This window comes from Gammaproteobacteria bacterium (assembly GCA_033344735.1).
Taxonomy (GTDB): Bacteria; Pseudomonadota; Gammaproteobacteria; order UBA4575; family UBA4575; genus UBA1858.
Genome location: JAWPMW010000001.1, coordinates 2,363,896 through 2,378,901, shown reverse-complemented (window position 1 = coordinate 2,378,901; position 15,006 = coordinate 2,363,896). Strand labels below are relative to the sequence as shown.

19 protein-coding genes are annotated in these 15,006 nt (G+C 38.4%); 3 read left to right on the top strand and 16 right to left on the bottom strand.

Features of this window, described 5'->3' with window-relative positions:
* Window positions 1-46 precede the first annotated feature (46 nt).
* Both R8G33_12230 and R8G33_12225 read right to left on the bottom strand, forming a co-directional pair.
* Window positions 47-979: a carbohydrate kinase family protein gene (locus R8G33_12230; GenBank protein ID MDW3096433.1), complete on the bottom strand. Its 933-nt coding sequence runs from the start codon at window positions 977-979 to the stop codon at window positions 47-49.
* 139 nt (window positions 980-1,118) lie between these two features.
* Window positions 1,119-1,274 (bottom strand): rubredoxin, encoded by a 156-nt coding sequence (locus R8G33_12225; GenBank protein ID MDW3096432.1) that lies wholly within the window; start codon window positions 1,272-1,274, stop codon window positions 1,119-1,121.
* A gap of 97 nt (window positions 1,275-1,371) precedes the next feature.
* On the opposite strand from R8G33_12225, the gene R8G33_12220 reads away from it, so the two are divergent.
* The 3 genes from R8G33_12220 to hemL are packed head-to-tail and all read left to right on the top strand — an operon-like array spanning window position 1,372 to window position 4,133.
* Window positions 1,372-2,154, top strand: coding sequence for a hydroxymethylpyrimidine/phosphomethylpyrimidine kinase (locus R8G33_12220; GenBank protein ID MDW3096431.1), 783 nt, complete (start codon window positions 1,372-1,374; stop codon window positions 2,152-2,154).
* 15 nt (window positions 2,155-2,169) lie between these two features.
* Window positions 2,170-2,805, top strand: a complete 636-nt coding sequence (thiE, locus tag R8G33_12215) for a thiamine phosphate synthase (protein ID MDW3096430.1) — start codon at window positions 2,170-2,172, stop codon at window positions 2,803-2,805.
* 47 nt (window positions 2,806-2,852) lie between these two features.
* A complete protein-coding gene (hemL, locus tag R8G33_12210; protein ID MDW3096429.1) occupies window positions 2,853-4,133 on the top strand; it encodes a glutamate-1-semialdehyde 2,1-aminomutase in 1,281 nt (426 codons plus the stop codon).
* 4 nt (window positions 4,134-4,137) lie between these two features.
* On the opposite strand, the gene R8G33_12205 is transcribed toward hemL, so the two are convergent.
* The 14 genes from R8G33_12205 to R8G33_12140 form a co-directional block, all read right to left on the bottom strand.
* A complete protein-coding gene (locus R8G33_12205) occupies window positions 4,138-4,743 on the bottom strand; it encodes a hypothetical protein (protein MDW3096428.1) in 606 nt (201 codons plus the stop codon).
* Window positions 4,740-5,222, bottom strand: a complete 483-nt coding sequence (locus tag R8G33_12200; GenBank protein MDW3096427.1) for a sigma-70 family RNA polymerase sigma factor — start codon at window positions 5,220-5,222, stop codon at window positions 4,740-4,742. The genes R8G33_12205 and R8G33_12200 overlap by 4 nt, the downstream gene beginning before the upstream one ends.
* A gap of 5 nt (window positions 5,223-5,227) precedes the next feature.
* Complete coding sequence (locus tag R8G33_12195) at window positions 5,228-5,983, bottom strand: DNA-binding domain-containing protein (protein MDW3096426.1); 756 nt, start codon at window positions 5,981-5,983, stop codon at window positions 5,228-5,230.
* Window positions 5,984-6,090: 107 nt separating this feature from the next.
* Window positions 6,091-6,375: a DUF2282 domain-containing protein gene (locus R8G33_12190; GenBank protein MDW3096425.1), complete on the bottom strand. Its 285-nt coding sequence runs from the start codon at window positions 6,373-6,375 to the stop codon at window positions 6,091-6,093.
* 247 nt (window positions 6,376-6,622) lie between these two features.
* Complete coding sequence (hemP, locus tag R8G33_12185; GenBank protein ID MDW3096424.1) at window positions 6,623-6,787, bottom strand: hemin uptake protein HemP; 165 nt, start codon at window positions 6,785-6,787, stop codon at window positions 6,623-6,625.
* 125 nt (window positions 6,788-6,912) lie between these two features.
* A complete protein-coding gene (locus tag R8G33_12180; protein MDW3096423.1) occupies window positions 6,913-7,794 on the bottom strand; it encodes a Dyp-type peroxidase in 882 nt (293 codons plus the stop codon).
* A 76-nt stretch (window positions 7,795-7,870) separates the two neighbouring features.
* Window positions 7,871-9,655, bottom strand: coding sequence for an ABC transporter ATP-binding protein (locus tag R8G33_12175; GenBank protein ID MDW3096422.1), 1,785 nt, complete (start codon window positions 9,653-9,655; stop codon window positions 7,871-7,873).
* Window positions 9,656-9,693: 38 nt separating this feature from the next.
* Window positions 9,694-10,068 (bottom strand): thioredoxin, encoded by a 375-nt coding sequence (trxA, locus tag R8G33_12170; protein MDW3096421.1) that lies wholly within the window; start codon window positions 10,066-10,068, stop codon window positions 9,694-9,696.
* A gap of 8 nt (window positions 10,069-10,076) precedes the next feature.
* Complete coding sequence (locus R8G33_12165) at window positions 10,077-10,679, bottom strand: LON peptidase substrate-binding domain-containing protein (protein ID MDW3096420.1); 603 nt, start codon at window positions 10,677-10,679, stop codon at window positions 10,077-10,079.
* Window positions 10,680-10,686: 7 nt separating this feature from the next.
* Window positions 10,687-11,931 carry a serine/threonine-protein kinase gene (locus tag R8G33_12160; GenBank protein ID MDW3096419.1) on the bottom strand — a complete coding sequence of 415 codons (1,245 nt, stop codon included), beginning with the start codon at window positions 11,929-11,931 and terminating at the stop codon, window positions 10,687-10,689.
* A gap of 30 nt (window positions 11,932-11,961) precedes the next feature.
* Window positions 11,962-13,326, bottom strand: coding sequence for a UDP-N-acetylmuramate:L-alanyl-gamma-D-glutamyl-meso-diaminopimelate ligase (gene mpl / locus R8G33_12155; protein MDW3096418.1), 1,365 nt, complete (start codon window positions 13,324-13,326; stop codon window positions 11,962-11,964).
* A 1-nt stretch (window position 13,327) separates the two neighbouring features.
* On the bottom strand, window positions 13,328-13,840 hold the full coding sequence (locus R8G33_12150; GenBank protein ID MDW3096417.1) for a hypothetical protein: 513 nt from the start codon (window positions 13,838-13,840) through the stop codon (window positions 13,328-13,330).
* Window positions 13,841-13,845: 5 nt separating this feature from the next.
* Window positions 13,846-14,604, bottom strand: coding sequence for an acyl-ACP--UDP-N-acetylglucosamine O-acyltransferase (gene lpxA / locus R8G33_12145; GenBank protein ID MDW3096416.1), 759 nt, complete (start codon window positions 14,602-14,604; stop codon window positions 13,846-13,848).
* 37 nt (window positions 14,605-14,641) lie between these two features.
* A complete protein-coding gene (locus tag R8G33_12140; GenBank protein ID MDW3096415.1) occupies window positions 14,642-15,004 on the bottom strand; it encodes a PilZ domain-containing protein in 363 nt (120 codons plus the stop codon).
* Window positions 15,005-15,006 lie beyond the last annotated feature (2 nt).

Below are 15,006 nucleotides of genomic sequence, written 5' to 3'. Positions count from 1 at the left end.
TCTAGATAAAAGATTGCACTAATAAGAATTCTGCAATTCAAACAGTTTAAAGTTCACGATTAAATTCTTCTTTGAACCGATCTTTGAATTCAGCGAGAGAGAAGGAATGATTTTGAGTGCCATGATGCTGAATTTTAATTGCACCTAACAATGACGCAATACGACATGTTGTTTCCCAATCCATGTCATTCATTATTCCGTAGATTAACCCTGCTCGATAAGCATCACCGCAGCCGGTAGGGTCTTTAAGCTCATTTACAGCGACAACTGGAATGCTAATTTTCTTTCCATTTGAATAAACTGTTGAGCCTTCTGCGCCGCGCGTCACAATTAGTGCTTCTACGCGTTCAGCAATTTCACCTTCTGATAAACTTGTACGTTCTTGCATAAGTTGTGATTCATAATCATTAACAGTGACATAGGTAGCTTGATCAATGAATGTTTTTAAATCACTGCCTTCAAACATTGGCAAGCCTTGTCCTGGATCAAAAATAAATGGGATGTTAGCATCAGCAAATTGTTCTGCATGTTGGATCATTGCATCGCGTCCATCAGGTGATATTAAACCTAAACTAATACCATCATTACTTGGAATTTTAACGCTATGTGCAAAATTCATTGCGCCTGGGTGAAATGCAGTGATCTGATTATCATCTAAGTCAGTAGTGATAAATGCTTGCGCAGTATAGGAGTCGTTTAATGGTGTAATGTAATCTTGACTAACACCTGTTTTATTCATCCATTCGGCATATGGTGCAAAGTCTCTACCTACGGTTCCCATCGGTTTACCATCACCTCCTATTAAGTGTAAATTATAGGCGATGTTGCCCGCGGTGCCACCAAACTCACGACGCATATCTGGTACCAAGAAACATACATTTAGAATATGTACTTTATCCGGCAAGATATGATTTTTAAATTGATCTTGAAAGACCATAATGTTGTCATATGCGAACGAACCACAGATAAGTGCCGTCATAGTTTAGTTCCCTGTTTTAATTTAAATTATGTTTGAGATATTTATTGTTGCTTTAAATTTGCTTTGATCTTTAAGTATAGCTATATCTATATTCCCACCTATACTGGAATGCTTCTAGTTTTTAGTGATGGTGACAAAGCTATGCTATTTCAACCATTTCAAAATCATCCTTAATTGCGCCACATTCAGGGCATTGCCAATTCATAGGTATATCATCCCATTTTGTACCGGGTTCTAGGCCATCGTCGGGCGCTCCTTTTTCTTCATCATAAATCCAACCACAAATAACACACATATATTTCTTATACACGTCCTGTTCCTCTTTAAGTTAATCCGTATCCTTAGTTTTCTAGCGTGATAAACTGAGTGAATCATATCGACCTAGTGTACTTATGCAAGCACAAAATTTGCGCCCGCCGATTCTATGCTTTAGCGGTCTTGACCCTTCTGGGGGCGCAGGCCTCCAAGCAGATATTGAAGCCATTTCCAGTTGTGGCGGCCACACATTACCAATTGCGAGTTGTCTAACTGTACAGAACTCTGTACAAGCATTCTCTGTTAGCGCAATTGATTCATCCATCATTCAGCAACAAGCCTCTGTCTTACTTGATGATTTACAAGTTGCCAGTTGTAAAATTGGTGTAGTACCTAACGAAGCAGTCGCATTTACTATTGCTAATATACTTGCACAACTCCCTGAAGTACCCGTGGTTTTTGATCCGGTGTTTTCAGCAAGTCATGGAACCGATTTTAGCAATATGGATACCATTAACGCTATTAGAGAATCTTTATTTCCGTTGACTACAGTTATCACACCTAACTTCAAAGAATTGAATACAATCACTGATGATAGTTGCGGTGTCACTACACAAGCAAGATCACTATGCGAACTTGGACCTAAATACGTCCTAGTCACTGGTGCTGACAATGATACTGAGCAAGTGCAAAATAGATTATTCAGTCAAGAGGGCATGCAAGCGCAATATGATTGGCCGCGCTTACCCCATATGTACCATGGTAGCGGTTGCACACTTAGTAGCTCTATTGCCTGTTATCTCGGATTAGGATTAGATATGCATACCGCAGTGGAAAAAGCACAACATTTTACTTGGCAATCTTTAAAAGATGCACAAGCTATTGGAAGCGGTCAATGGATCCCTAAACGCATCCGTTAAATAAATATATCAATCATGCGACAAACACCTCTAGAAGGGCTATACGTCCTCACTGATAACCAACATTATGCTCATCAAGAATGGGCTGAGCGTGTGGAGTTAGCGATTCTAGGAGGTGCTGAGGTTATTCAATTACGTGACAAACAGCTTAGCGACGATGCATTAATTCCTACAGCATTACTACTTAAGCAAATATGTGCGGACTATGGAGTGATATTTATCGTAAATGATCGAATAAAGCTTGCCAAACAAATACATGCCGATGGCGTGCATATTGGCCAACACGATCTAACGTTGCGTGAAGCACGCGACTATTTAGGTGACGATTATTTGATTGGCGTCTCGTGTTATAAGCATATGTTTTCTGCATTGCAGGCACAAAAATTAGGCGCCGACTATGTGGCATTTGGTAGCATGTTCACTTCACAAACCAAGAAAAATGCCCCACGATGTCCACTATCGATCATTTCTCAAGCGCAATATTTATTAGACATACCTATTTGTGCCATTGGAGGAATTACAGCCAACAATTGCCATTATGCGCTAGATGCTGGCGCTGATCTTATTGCCACAACTCATTCGGTTTTTAATGCAAACGATCCAATGTCTGCCGCAAACAAACTCAATCATCAGGTTATAATGCGACGCTGATTTAATCTGTCCACTGACACATAAATTCTGAATTAAGGATATTGAACATGGAATCTACACAGATGCTATTTGAAGAAGCTCAGAAATATATACCAGGAGGCGTAAATTCTCCCGTTCGCGCATTCAAAGCGGTGGGTGGTAATCCTGTTTTTATCAATCGCGCTTCAGGAGCTTATGTGTATAACACCAATGACAAGCAATACATTGATTATGTAGGTTCATGGGGACCAATGATATTAGGTCATGCACACCCCACTGTCATTCAAGCAGTTAAAGAAGCGGTAGTTGATGGTTTGAGCTTTGGCGCACCCACCATTTTAGAAACTGAAATGGCCAAGTTAGTTTGCGAGCTTGTGCCTTCAATGGAACAAGTGCGCATGGTTAGCTCTGGCACTGAAGCTACTATGAGCGCAATTCGTTTAGCACGCGGTTATACTGGACGAGATAAAATCTTAAAGTTTGAAGGCTGCTACCACGGCCATGCTGACTCGCTATTAGTCAAAGCCGGATCAGGCGCATTAACATTTGGCACGCCAAGCTCACCAGGAGTGCCTGCAGATCTTGCAGCACATACATTAACACTACCCTTCAATGATCTTGAAGCAGTTGAAAAGCTATTTGATGATTGCGGCGATGAAATTGCTTGTATAATTGTAGAACCAGTTGCCGGTAATATGAATTGTGTTCTACCTGTCGACGGTTTTTTACAAGGCTTACGTAGCATTACTCAACGCCATGAAAGTTTACTTATTTTCGATGAAGTCATGACTGGCTTTCGCGTTGCATTGGGCGGTGCACAAGAATATTTTAATGTAATGCCAGACTTAACTACTTTAGGCAAAGTGATTGGCGGCGGCATGCCTGTGGGTGCCTTTGGTGGAGCTAAAAAGATCATGGATCATCTAGCTCCTAATGGACCAGTGTATCAAGCTGGTACGTTATCAGGCAATCCCATTGCTATGACTGCTGGCATTGTGACGTTAAATTTAATTCAAGAAAAAGACTTTTATAAAGAACTATCCAAGAAGACAAAACAACTTGCCCAGGGATTAGTAATGCGCGCTGATGAACAAGGCATCCCACTTAGCGTTAATTGTGCTGGAGGTATGTTTGGGTTCTTTTTCACGAATGAGAAAAAAGTAACTACGTTTAAACAAGTATCTAATTGTAATTTAGATCACTTCAATCAATTTTTCCAAATCATGTTAGATCACGGTGTTTATTTTGCGCCTTCTTCTTACGAGGCTGGATTTGTCTCTGCGGCACATAGCATTGACGACATCAATCTTACATTAACTAAAGCCGCTGTCGCCTTTGGTTCTTTATAAAATTTTATTGGCCAAAAGAACGAGCAAATAAAATACCTTTTTCTACCCATACATCAACGCCAATACCATTAACAAAATGTCGCACCGGTTCTTGACCTTCTTGTAGCTTAGGCAGATCACGGAACATTGACTTGTTATAAGGTGCTTGATAGACGATTTGAATATCGCCAGTAACTTGATCCTGCATGCGCAACTGTGCAGCAGTTTCGCCCAAAATTGAGCAATATCGGCCACCAATTAATTGCAAATTATTATCAGCAACAAAACGTGAAGGAGTTAAAGAAAAGTTTATATTAGTAAAATAAGCACGCACCTCATCCATGGACTGACTAGATACCTCCATGGGCTTCATTCGCAAATGATTGTATGACACTTCTTCAGCAATTGACTGAGAGATATTTGCTTGGTTATACGTACTCATCCCCCAAAATAATCCTAGCGCAATCGATGCTATCAATGCAGCAGCAACGGCTCTATATTTTAAAAGATTAGTAGACTTGTTATTTTCATGCTTAGCGCTAATTATTTTTGCGAGGCTTTGCAATTGTTCATTACTAAGCTCTTGCTCTTCCACATAATTTTTGACAACTTTTTTTAGCTCTTGCTTCATGATGCTACTTCCCTATTCGACTCATCAAATTGTTTTTCAAGTCGCTTTCTTAAACGATGAATTTTAGATAGCAGCGTACCTCGCGGCAGTTCCAAGAAATCTGCTAATTCATCTGTTGTGTAACCTTCTACCGCCCAAAAATACATGATTTCGCGCTCTGAGACTGTTAACTGCTGCCAAACTGCTTCTAGCTGATATTGTGAAGCAACAATTTTTTCAAGCGAGTCAGTATTCATATCAACATAAGTCACTGTTTCATCAAATTGCTCTTCATCTACTTTTGATCGTTTCCTACATTCATCGATATAGTGATTACGAATAATTCTTTTTATATAAGCTGACTTATTCTCTACCTTGCCGTTGTCAATATTTAAAAATTTCTCAATACCAGTCTGTAATAGATCATATGATTCATGCTCTTCGCCAGTTAAAGAAAAACAGTATCGATACAAACTATTTAGCTGATCAGCATTGAACATTTTGATTAATGCCTCAGCCACTGATTTTTAATCAGTTTTTCTAGTGCTGTATTTAAACGATTGCCATCTATAAATATATCAGCGATTTCTGATAATGACTTGTTATCTTGTATAGCCGAAATCACACTAAATAAATCCTCATCTATCTTTTTTAATACCACTTGAAGCCCATCTCGATATATACAAATGTGTTCACTTTTATTGGTGATTTCAATCTGCTGGGCAACAGTAGACGTTTGATGAATTTCCCATAACTCAGCGATAGGAAACTCAGAATATTGAATATCTATGCCAGCTTGCAAAGAAAATTTCATGTCGCCAGCTTCATTTACGCATGATTTTTGAAATTCAGCCATGTCTAATAATACATTGTCTGCTGAAAAATATACTTTTTGTATTTTCCATTCCAGTTGCGCCAAATCAGAAAGATATTGGAAATCTACCAATTCAGATCTTTGCATTAACAACTGTTTGAGATAGCTGGGAAATTTATGCCCGTAATCATTTAAGTCATAACTGCTAGACGGGTATCGTTTGTAATAGTTAATTGCAATCTGTTTAAAGTAATCACTCCCAAGGATTTTTTCACATACTGCATATACGCTCATAAGTACTGACACATGTGAGGACCTTACATTAGTACGATAAATTTCAACCCGATCATCTGCGCTCAATTTGCCTTGACTGCTTATTGAGGCAATAATTGCATTATCATATTGAGTCAGAGCACCCCAGAATTGTTGTTGAAGTTTAGATAACATATGTAAGCTCATATACCATGCATAGCCCAGATTTTAATCCATTCATTCAAGTAAACGAGTAGAACTTGTTGGGCTACACATGCATATTTTATTTTTTATTAAGACTATTACTTAGCAGGTTTCACTTTAGCTACAACACCGCCAGTAATTTTTGCACAAGTACCTCCTGGAACATAAACCCATTCAGTATCAGCGTTATCAACTGTCGCCTGGCCTGCACAACCATGTTTGCCATCTAAAGATCCACAGTCATTCTTTCCTGCTTTAGCAATACCTGCACATTTTTCCCACTCTTTAGGCTGATCTGGTACTGCATGAGCTTGGGTTGCTGCAAGCATGCCTACTGAAAGGATAGTAGCAATAGCTGAATCTACAACGATTTTTTTCTTCATTTTCCGTCCTCCGGAATGTGTTAACAAGGAATTACGCAAGCTAGTATTAAATATACTTGCACTCACAGACTTAGACGAAATAGAGATTAATTTGATTGCATGAAATTAAAAATACTCTGGCTACCGGCCTATGAGGAGGTCGCCCACTTATATTTGTAAGTGCAGGCCCTGGCTTGAGTACCTCAGTTTCAAGTAGCGGAGTCAATGCTACTTAATTTACGAGAAAATTAGTTAATAGATTTGATAGTTATTTAGTTAGTAACAATTTATTAGATTTTGTCAGTTGCAGTAAATATGTCTCACCAGCATGACTTATCCACGCGTATCGCCTACCTTTTAATAGATTAGAAATAGATATCGCGTCATTTTGCTGATTTCTTGGATTATGGCTAAGTGCCGTCTGATTAGACATGATTCATGCTCCTATAAAGTAACGATGTAGAATACCAATGTGTAAATGATAATCGTTCTCATTCGCAATTGCAAGGACACTCTCAAAGAAATTAACGTAATTTAAGGTCTAGTTATACAACTTAATTAGGTTAATAATTGAGCTAGATCTAGTCCTTCTTTGCCGATAGGAGGGCACCAGTAATAATTACCCGTGAGCGGTTTAGAAAAAGTAAACAGCGCATCAGTTATGCCATCATCTTCGCCAACCATCCTACTCAATTGCATTTCAAAAGCGTCAAATGAGTGGCTGAACGATACAAACATTAAACCCGACTGTTGATTTTCTATCCAGGGTGATGATCGCCTAACCACATAAGCCGGTGGTTCAAAATCATCTTGCTCTACGCGTTTTACATGTGCGCTTATAGGTGCATCCGAAATTTCTTCATTTGTTAATTTATCTCTGCCGATAATATTATCTTGTTGATTTTGTTTTAAATTTTCAAAATAATCCAAATTATGCAACCACTGTTGTACCGCCACAAAACTAGATCCATCCATCTTGGCACTTTCACCAGACATTAATGCGGCTTGTTCAGCTAATTCTCCCTCAGGATTTTCAGTGCCATCTTCGTAACCTGTCAAATCCAAGCCATCACCATATTTAAACCCATCAACCACATTGATTAATTCAAATGCTGGTTTAGCAATAACTTCAATAGCCCGACCACGGTGTAGTAATTCACCCAAGTCATCTCCACGCAACCAAAACCATAAATCACCTGGTGTTGCTGACATGGGTACCTTTGCTTTACTTAGATCTGGGAATAGATGTAGCCCAGGAATTTCTTTTTGCATGGTAGTCGCGACTTTGATCCCAACACCCATTACCACACTTGTTCCATCCACCATATGTGATAAACCAGATAACACATTTTTTAATTCGAGAGGGTGCTTAATTGCAAACGTTAGGTAACGAGAACGTGTAGGTATATCTAAAAATATTGCGGGTTGACCAGTATGCATAAAAACAACTCAAATAATATTAGTAGCTATAGTATATACGCTAGTGATATCACAGCGAACATAACAGCTGACAAAACTAGCCGGTTTGCTGTCGACCGTATAGCTTGGTGTATAAACCATTAGAGCCTAACAACTCTTCATGACTTCCGTGCTCAGATATTTTTCCGTCATCAAATACGAATACTCTATCCGCCTGTTTTACCGCACTTAATCTATGCGCAACAATAATCGTAGTTCTATCTTGTAGAAAGGCTTGCAATGATTGATGTACTCGCGCTTCAGTCTCAGCATCTAACGCAGAGGTGGCTTCATCAAGTATGACAACATTAGGATTGGTTAATGCCATTCGTGCTATGGCAATGCGTTGACGTTGACCTCCAGACAGTCGAATTCCATCCATTCCCAATAAACTGTCTAAGCGACGCGGCATTTCTTCAACAGCATCACGTATTTGTGCTACTTCCAACACTTCCCACAATTTCTCATCAGATACTTCTCGACCTAAAGTTAGATTCATTCTCAATGTGTCATTAAATAAGGCTGGATGTTGTAATACACAAGCAACATGTTCACGTACAACCTCCATACCAATTTTTTCAGTAGACACACCATTGAATTTAATTTCTCCAAATAATGGTGGATATAAACCTAGTAAAATCTGTACCAATGTAGACTTACCACCACCACTAGCGCCCACCAATGCAACTTTTTCTCCCGAATTAATAGATAGATTAACGCCATTAAGCACATAAGGACCATCACCATAAGCAAATTTTATATTTTTAATATCAACCTTAATTCCTTTTTGATTTAGGAATGGATTTTGCTCATGTTCATACACAGGCTCATTAGGTAAATACATTAGCTCATTAATCCGGCCTAACGCAGCTTTAGCGCTATAGTATGAATATTGGATATTTAACACATCTTGTACTGGCCCCATCATGAACCAGAGGTAACCAAATACAGCAATCATTTCACCGATAGATAAACCAGCTAACAACACCATAATCATTCCTACTGCTCGAAAGATATCGAAGCCAACCAAAAAAATGACAAATGATAGGCGATTAGCTGCATCGCTCTTCCACGAGTAAGCAGTTGAATGATCCCGAACTTTTGCAGCTAGTTTATCTAATCGTAATAAATAAAATTTCTCACGATTACTTGCTCGAATCTGCTGAATACCATCTAAAGTTTCAGTCAATGCCTGTTGAAACACTTCAAAAGCTTTATTTTCATCCTTCTTTAAATGTTTGATGCGTTTACCAACTACCATAGTGAAGTAAATCACTACTGGATTCATTAGCAATATAAACAATGCCAATTGCCAATGCAGCCAAAGCAAAATCGCAGCTACACCAATTATAGTTAGTATTGAAACTATAACTTTACTAACAGTCTCTCCGACAAAAGTATCAACAGTATTTAAGTCAGTCACAAATAGGGATGATACGGTACCACTGCCCACTGTTTCATATTCAGACATAGCAATTGACTGCAATCTGTTTAGCAATTGTGAACGAATTCTATAAATTATATCTTTAGAAATACCAACGAATTTCTTGGTCTGCCATAAATTTAATAGTACAGACCCCACTCTAAGCACAACAGTGACTATTAGAATTCCTGTTATATAAAACAATGGGCTATGGTTGCTACCTGCAGAAATCCAGTTGAAAGCTGCAACCACTTTTCCTGGCTGCTCCAGCAATACTTCATCAACCAGTAATGGAATTAATAATGGGATTGGTACACTGGCCAATACAGCAAATATTGCAATTATATTAGCTGCGACTAAAGTGCGCCGATGTTGCAACGCCAATTTAACGATATATTTAAATGTATATGTTGCAGGCATCTGATTTTTGCTGACTTTTAAAAGTAAATAAAAATACCTTATTCTCTTTCTTTATTTTCTTCTTCATCCATCGATGCACGCACTTGATCCATATCTAGTTCTTTGACTTTTTCTATAACATCTTCTAACTGAGCCGGAGCTAATGCACCTGCCTGATTAAATAGTAATATTTGTTCTCTAAAAATCATGAGTGTAGGAATTGAACGAATTTGACATGCTTGACCTAATTCAGTTTGTTCTTCAGTATTCACTTTAGCAAACACCACATCAGTATGGTTCTCAGAAGCCATCTCAAATGTAGGGGCAAAAGATTTGCATGGCCCACACCACTCAGCCCAGAAATCAATTATTACAATACCGTTTCCTTGAATAGTCTCATTAAAATTTTCAGAATTGAGTTCCAGCGTGGCCATAATTTCTCCTAATTATTAAAATTTCCTTGTGAATAATAGTATTCGATATCTTTTAATGCATCGCTCAAATTTTCCAAACGTACCAGCGGATGATCAATCTCAAGAATACGTTGTTTTTGATCTAATTCAAATGGCAAATATTCTGTCAGTCTCGCAGCAACCCAGTGGGCACTTTGAGGATTTTGAATCTGTTTGTTAAATGGTTCACCTAACTCTTGAATTATCACAGAAATCAAATTTGCCCATTCCTCAAACTTCTGAGGTAATACTTCATCAGTATCTTCTTGCAGATAATCTACCTCACCCATTAGTAATTGATTATCTTGCACTTGGGTACTGCGTATTTCCACTCTAGATTGACCTTGCGCAGTTACACCAAGCAATCCATCAGGCAAAGTTTCCCAATCAACAATTCTGCATGCTGTACCAATACTCAGATGTCTTGCAGCAGCCCCAACTTCACTACCATCCTTAATTAAACAAATGACAAATTCAGTTTCATGGCGTGAGCAGTCCTTCACCATATCTAGATAACGCGACTCAAAAATACGTAATGGTAATACGCCACCAGGGAAAATGACTGAATTTAATGGGAATAGTGGCAGATTCATAATCAGCTTAATGCATAAGAATATGATCTAGCACAAAACGATAGAAATATGCCTGAGTTGTGGAAGAGCTTTCTAGCAAGTTAGACTTAGAAACTCTTAAAACTTGAGCCTTTGACAGCGCTTTACAGCTGCAACTCACAAATTCTCTCGACAAAATACTTTCTGATAACCATTGCTTTTCATCAAGATTAATATGCATATTTTCTGAAATTAGCAATGCTTTACCCTCAACCAGACATAAGTATTCATCAAGAAGGCGGTCACTAAAAATGAGTTCCCCTGCATTAACAGTAGATATTTCTAAACAATTAGATAAGTCATGAAGCACCTCAAGAGTACAATCCTCGAATATTTCTAATTGTTTTAGCTGTGAAGTATCTAAGTCATGATATCCATTATCATTTGCAGTGATTTGATCTTTAACCAACAGAATCTCACCTTCAAATTCAACAGCAGACTTAAATCGATTTGCAACATTTTTCGACAATGCTTTATTAAGTAATAATTTAACTACTTCTGGCACTTCATCTCCAATTGGATCAGGCTCGCTGTTAATTATTTTATATAGCACTGCATGTGCGTCATCGCCTGCGAAAGGAAGTTTACCAACAATCATTTCATATAATAAAACCGCAACAGAAAACATATCACTCGACTGATTCGCTGCTGCGCCATCAATCAATTCTGGCGCCATATAAGATGGCGTACCCATCAACCCAGAATCTTTAGCATCATCAGTATTTAAAATAGAAATACCAAAATCGACTACTTTTACGTTTCCTTCTGGCGTTATCATAATATTACTTGGCTTAATATCACGATGAATAATATTTCTTGCATGCGCATAATCTAATGCATGACATATTTGTGCTGCAATTTTTAATGCGTTATCTAAAGGCAAAGACTTCTCAGCTTTAAGAATATCTAAAAGGCTCTCACCTAGTACATATTCCATTACGATGTAGCCCTCGTAATCACCTACACCTGCATCGTATACCGACACAATATTTTGATGCTGTAATCTCCCTATGGCTTGTGCTTCCGCATAGAATGATTCATTAGCTACTTGATCCTGCTCCCCCTTAGGGTCAAATAATTGAATAATTTTTATTGCAACTTTACGATTAAGGAATGGATCATACGACCTATATAACGCACGCGTAGGCTGAGTGCGTATTACATTCTCAAGAGAAAACTTTCCTATTTTTCCGGTAGAACTTAGACTTCTTCTACGTTGCCGTCTTTCGAGCAATGATTTTCCTTCACATGCACATAGTTCGCATTAATGAGTTAAGCGCTGATTGAGGCCAGTAATAAGTTTGTCACAAACACCACCAAAACCGCCATTACTGAGAATAAGCACATTATCTTGAGGTTGCAAGATTGACAAAAGGTATTCAACCATACGTTCTATATCTGTGAATATATTACTATGTAAACCTGATAATACTTGCTCAATTGACCAATTTAGTTCTCCACCATCATAAATACATAATTCATTGGCAGTTGATAACGCATGTTTCAAACGATCCGCATGAACACCCATTTGCATTGTGTTTGAGCGTGGCTCAAATACAACTATCATACGCTGCTTATCATGCTGTTGTTTAAATGCCTCTAAAGTGCATTTGATTTCAGTTGGGTGATGTGCGAAATCATCATAGATAGTTACTCCATCATACTGACCTCTATTTTCTAAACGCCTTTTAACACCTGTGAAACTAGCCAATGCTTTCAATGATTGTTCAACTTCAACACCCGCATGTCTTGCAGCCCCAATTGCCGCCAGTGCATTCAAGGCATTATGCTCACCCGGTAATGACAATCGCCCTTCATGTTTTTTATTTCCTTGCACAGAAAACTTATATGGCTTCTTTTTATCGTGAACACTATCCAGACGCCAGTAACTAGATGACTGAATACCGAATGACTCACTCTCTGACCACAAACCAGACTCTAATACATGCTGAATATTTTTATCATCGCCATTAAAAATTAATTTCCCTAACTGGGGAAGAATTTTAATCACATGATGAAACTGTCGCTGCACATCTCTCAGATCACGAAATATATCTGCATGATCAAATTCAATGTTATTAATAATTAAAGTGCGTGGCTGATAATGAATAAACTTAGAACGTTTATCAAAAAATGCTGTGTCGTACTCATCTGCCTCAATAACAAAAAATGGCTTGCTACCTATACGAGCAGAAATATCAAAATTATGCGGGACCCCACCTATTAAAAAACCAGGCTCTAAACCAGCATATTCCAGCATCCATGCGAGCATACTTGCAGTAGTTGTTTTGCCATGCGTTCCAGATACAGCAAGCACCCAGCGGCTTTGCAACAAGTGTTCGCTCAGCCATTGCGGACCAGACATCATTGGCCACTGCTCTCCAAGCATCCGCTCTACAACCGAATGCCCTCTTGTCATTACATTACCGACTACTACTTGATCAGGGCGAATATCTAGTTGTGATTCATCAAAACCTTCAATTAAATCTATCCCAGCAGCTTCAAGCTGCGTACTCATAGGAGGATAAACACCTTCATCAGAGCCTGTCACTTGATAGCCCATCTGCTTAGCTAGCAAAGCTAAGCCGCCCATAAATGTTCCACATACTCCAAGAAAATGAATATGCATTTTATATCCTTAACATTTCTGAAATCGAAACGAGCAACATGGCATTAAGCAATGTGTAACCTAAACTGATCGATAAGCCCGCTGAAAAATTTAATTCAGCAGCATGCCTGACAATATGACCATATGCGATAATTATCCAAATAAAAATAATAAAAAATAAACTTTTACCTAGAGCTGAAATCATTTGAGTATTCTGATCTACAATGAATGAGTAAGAACAGATTGTATGTAATAAACCAATAAATATGCCCACACCTAAAAAGGCATTAAACGTCTGATTAAAACGCTCTTTTTTACCTCGCAATATCAATTTAGTGAAGACATATAATAAAATTAGATCTACAACGCTATATACAGCTCCGCTTGATACCTCATAAATTGCAAGCGCATTAATTATTGATAAAAATAAATACAGACAAATAAGCACCTTTTGTAACGCAAGAGAAAGCGGACAGTCCTGTGGTTTCGCAGACAAAAATGCTAGACGAATATAATGTTCAATAATATATTTCATACAATCTAGCGCAAGAATTTATATATGCCGCGCTTTGATGGCGCCGCTAACCAGTTCTCTAAAATTTCCAGCTCCTTTGTTGATGCTGGATGACTTTGAAGATCGCCTGCACGAATAGTACGGATTCTTTTTTCAAGCGCTTTATATTTTTCACCTATAATACCAGCTCGACGCAAACCAATACTATTCAACTTATAATGTACTACTGGATCACGTCCTAACATGCAAAACGGCAACACATCTTTTGTAACTGCGGCAGCACCACTTACCATTGCGTAGTCACCAATACGACAAAATTGATGCACTCCAGCTGCACCTCCAATAATTGCTTTATTGCCAACCTCAACATGCCCACTGAGCGCTGCAAAAGCAGTAATAATGACTTCATCACCCAATATACAATTGTGGCCTATATGCGTGTTACACATCAGATAACAGCTATCACCTATCCTGGTTACTTCTTGATTATTATTAGCACGATGCACCGAACAAAACTCTCGGAAAATATTATCATTTCCGATTTTTAGCCAAGTTTCTTCTCCATGATAAGAAATATCTTGCGGCGCTCCACCAAGCACTATGTGATCCGCAACTGTATTGCGATTACCCATTTTTACATAAGAATGAATAACACTATGCGATCCAATTGACGTTCCCGAACCAATATGCACATTGCTATGCACAACTGAGTATGGTCCAACCTCTACATCATTTGCCAACTCAGCTGAGCTAGAGACTACAGCTGTGGGATGAATATTTGTCATACAGATAGCATCTGGGTCGACATAAACGTTAATACGATTATTTATTTAATAAACGCTGTAACTTATCCTGTTGAACTTCATCAATATCAACAAAAGTAAATCTAATAGAAAATTGGCTTTCAGCCAATCTCAATACTGCTAACACATGACTCAATATAGAAACGACTTCATCTGTTTTAGGGTTTTTAAATTCAGACGTCAAAATAACTAGATCACCAGGTGAAGTTTGGATTCCATCTGGCAGCAACTTAGTCAACAGGGCAGATTCGCACTCAACCCGCATCCCACCTAACGAGATATCTCGAGTGGATACATCAAATCTAGCACCGCTTTGATCCACTAAGGTCACAGGAACGGAAACGTTATATCTTAGATAAGCTCGGCGTTCTATTGAAGACATTT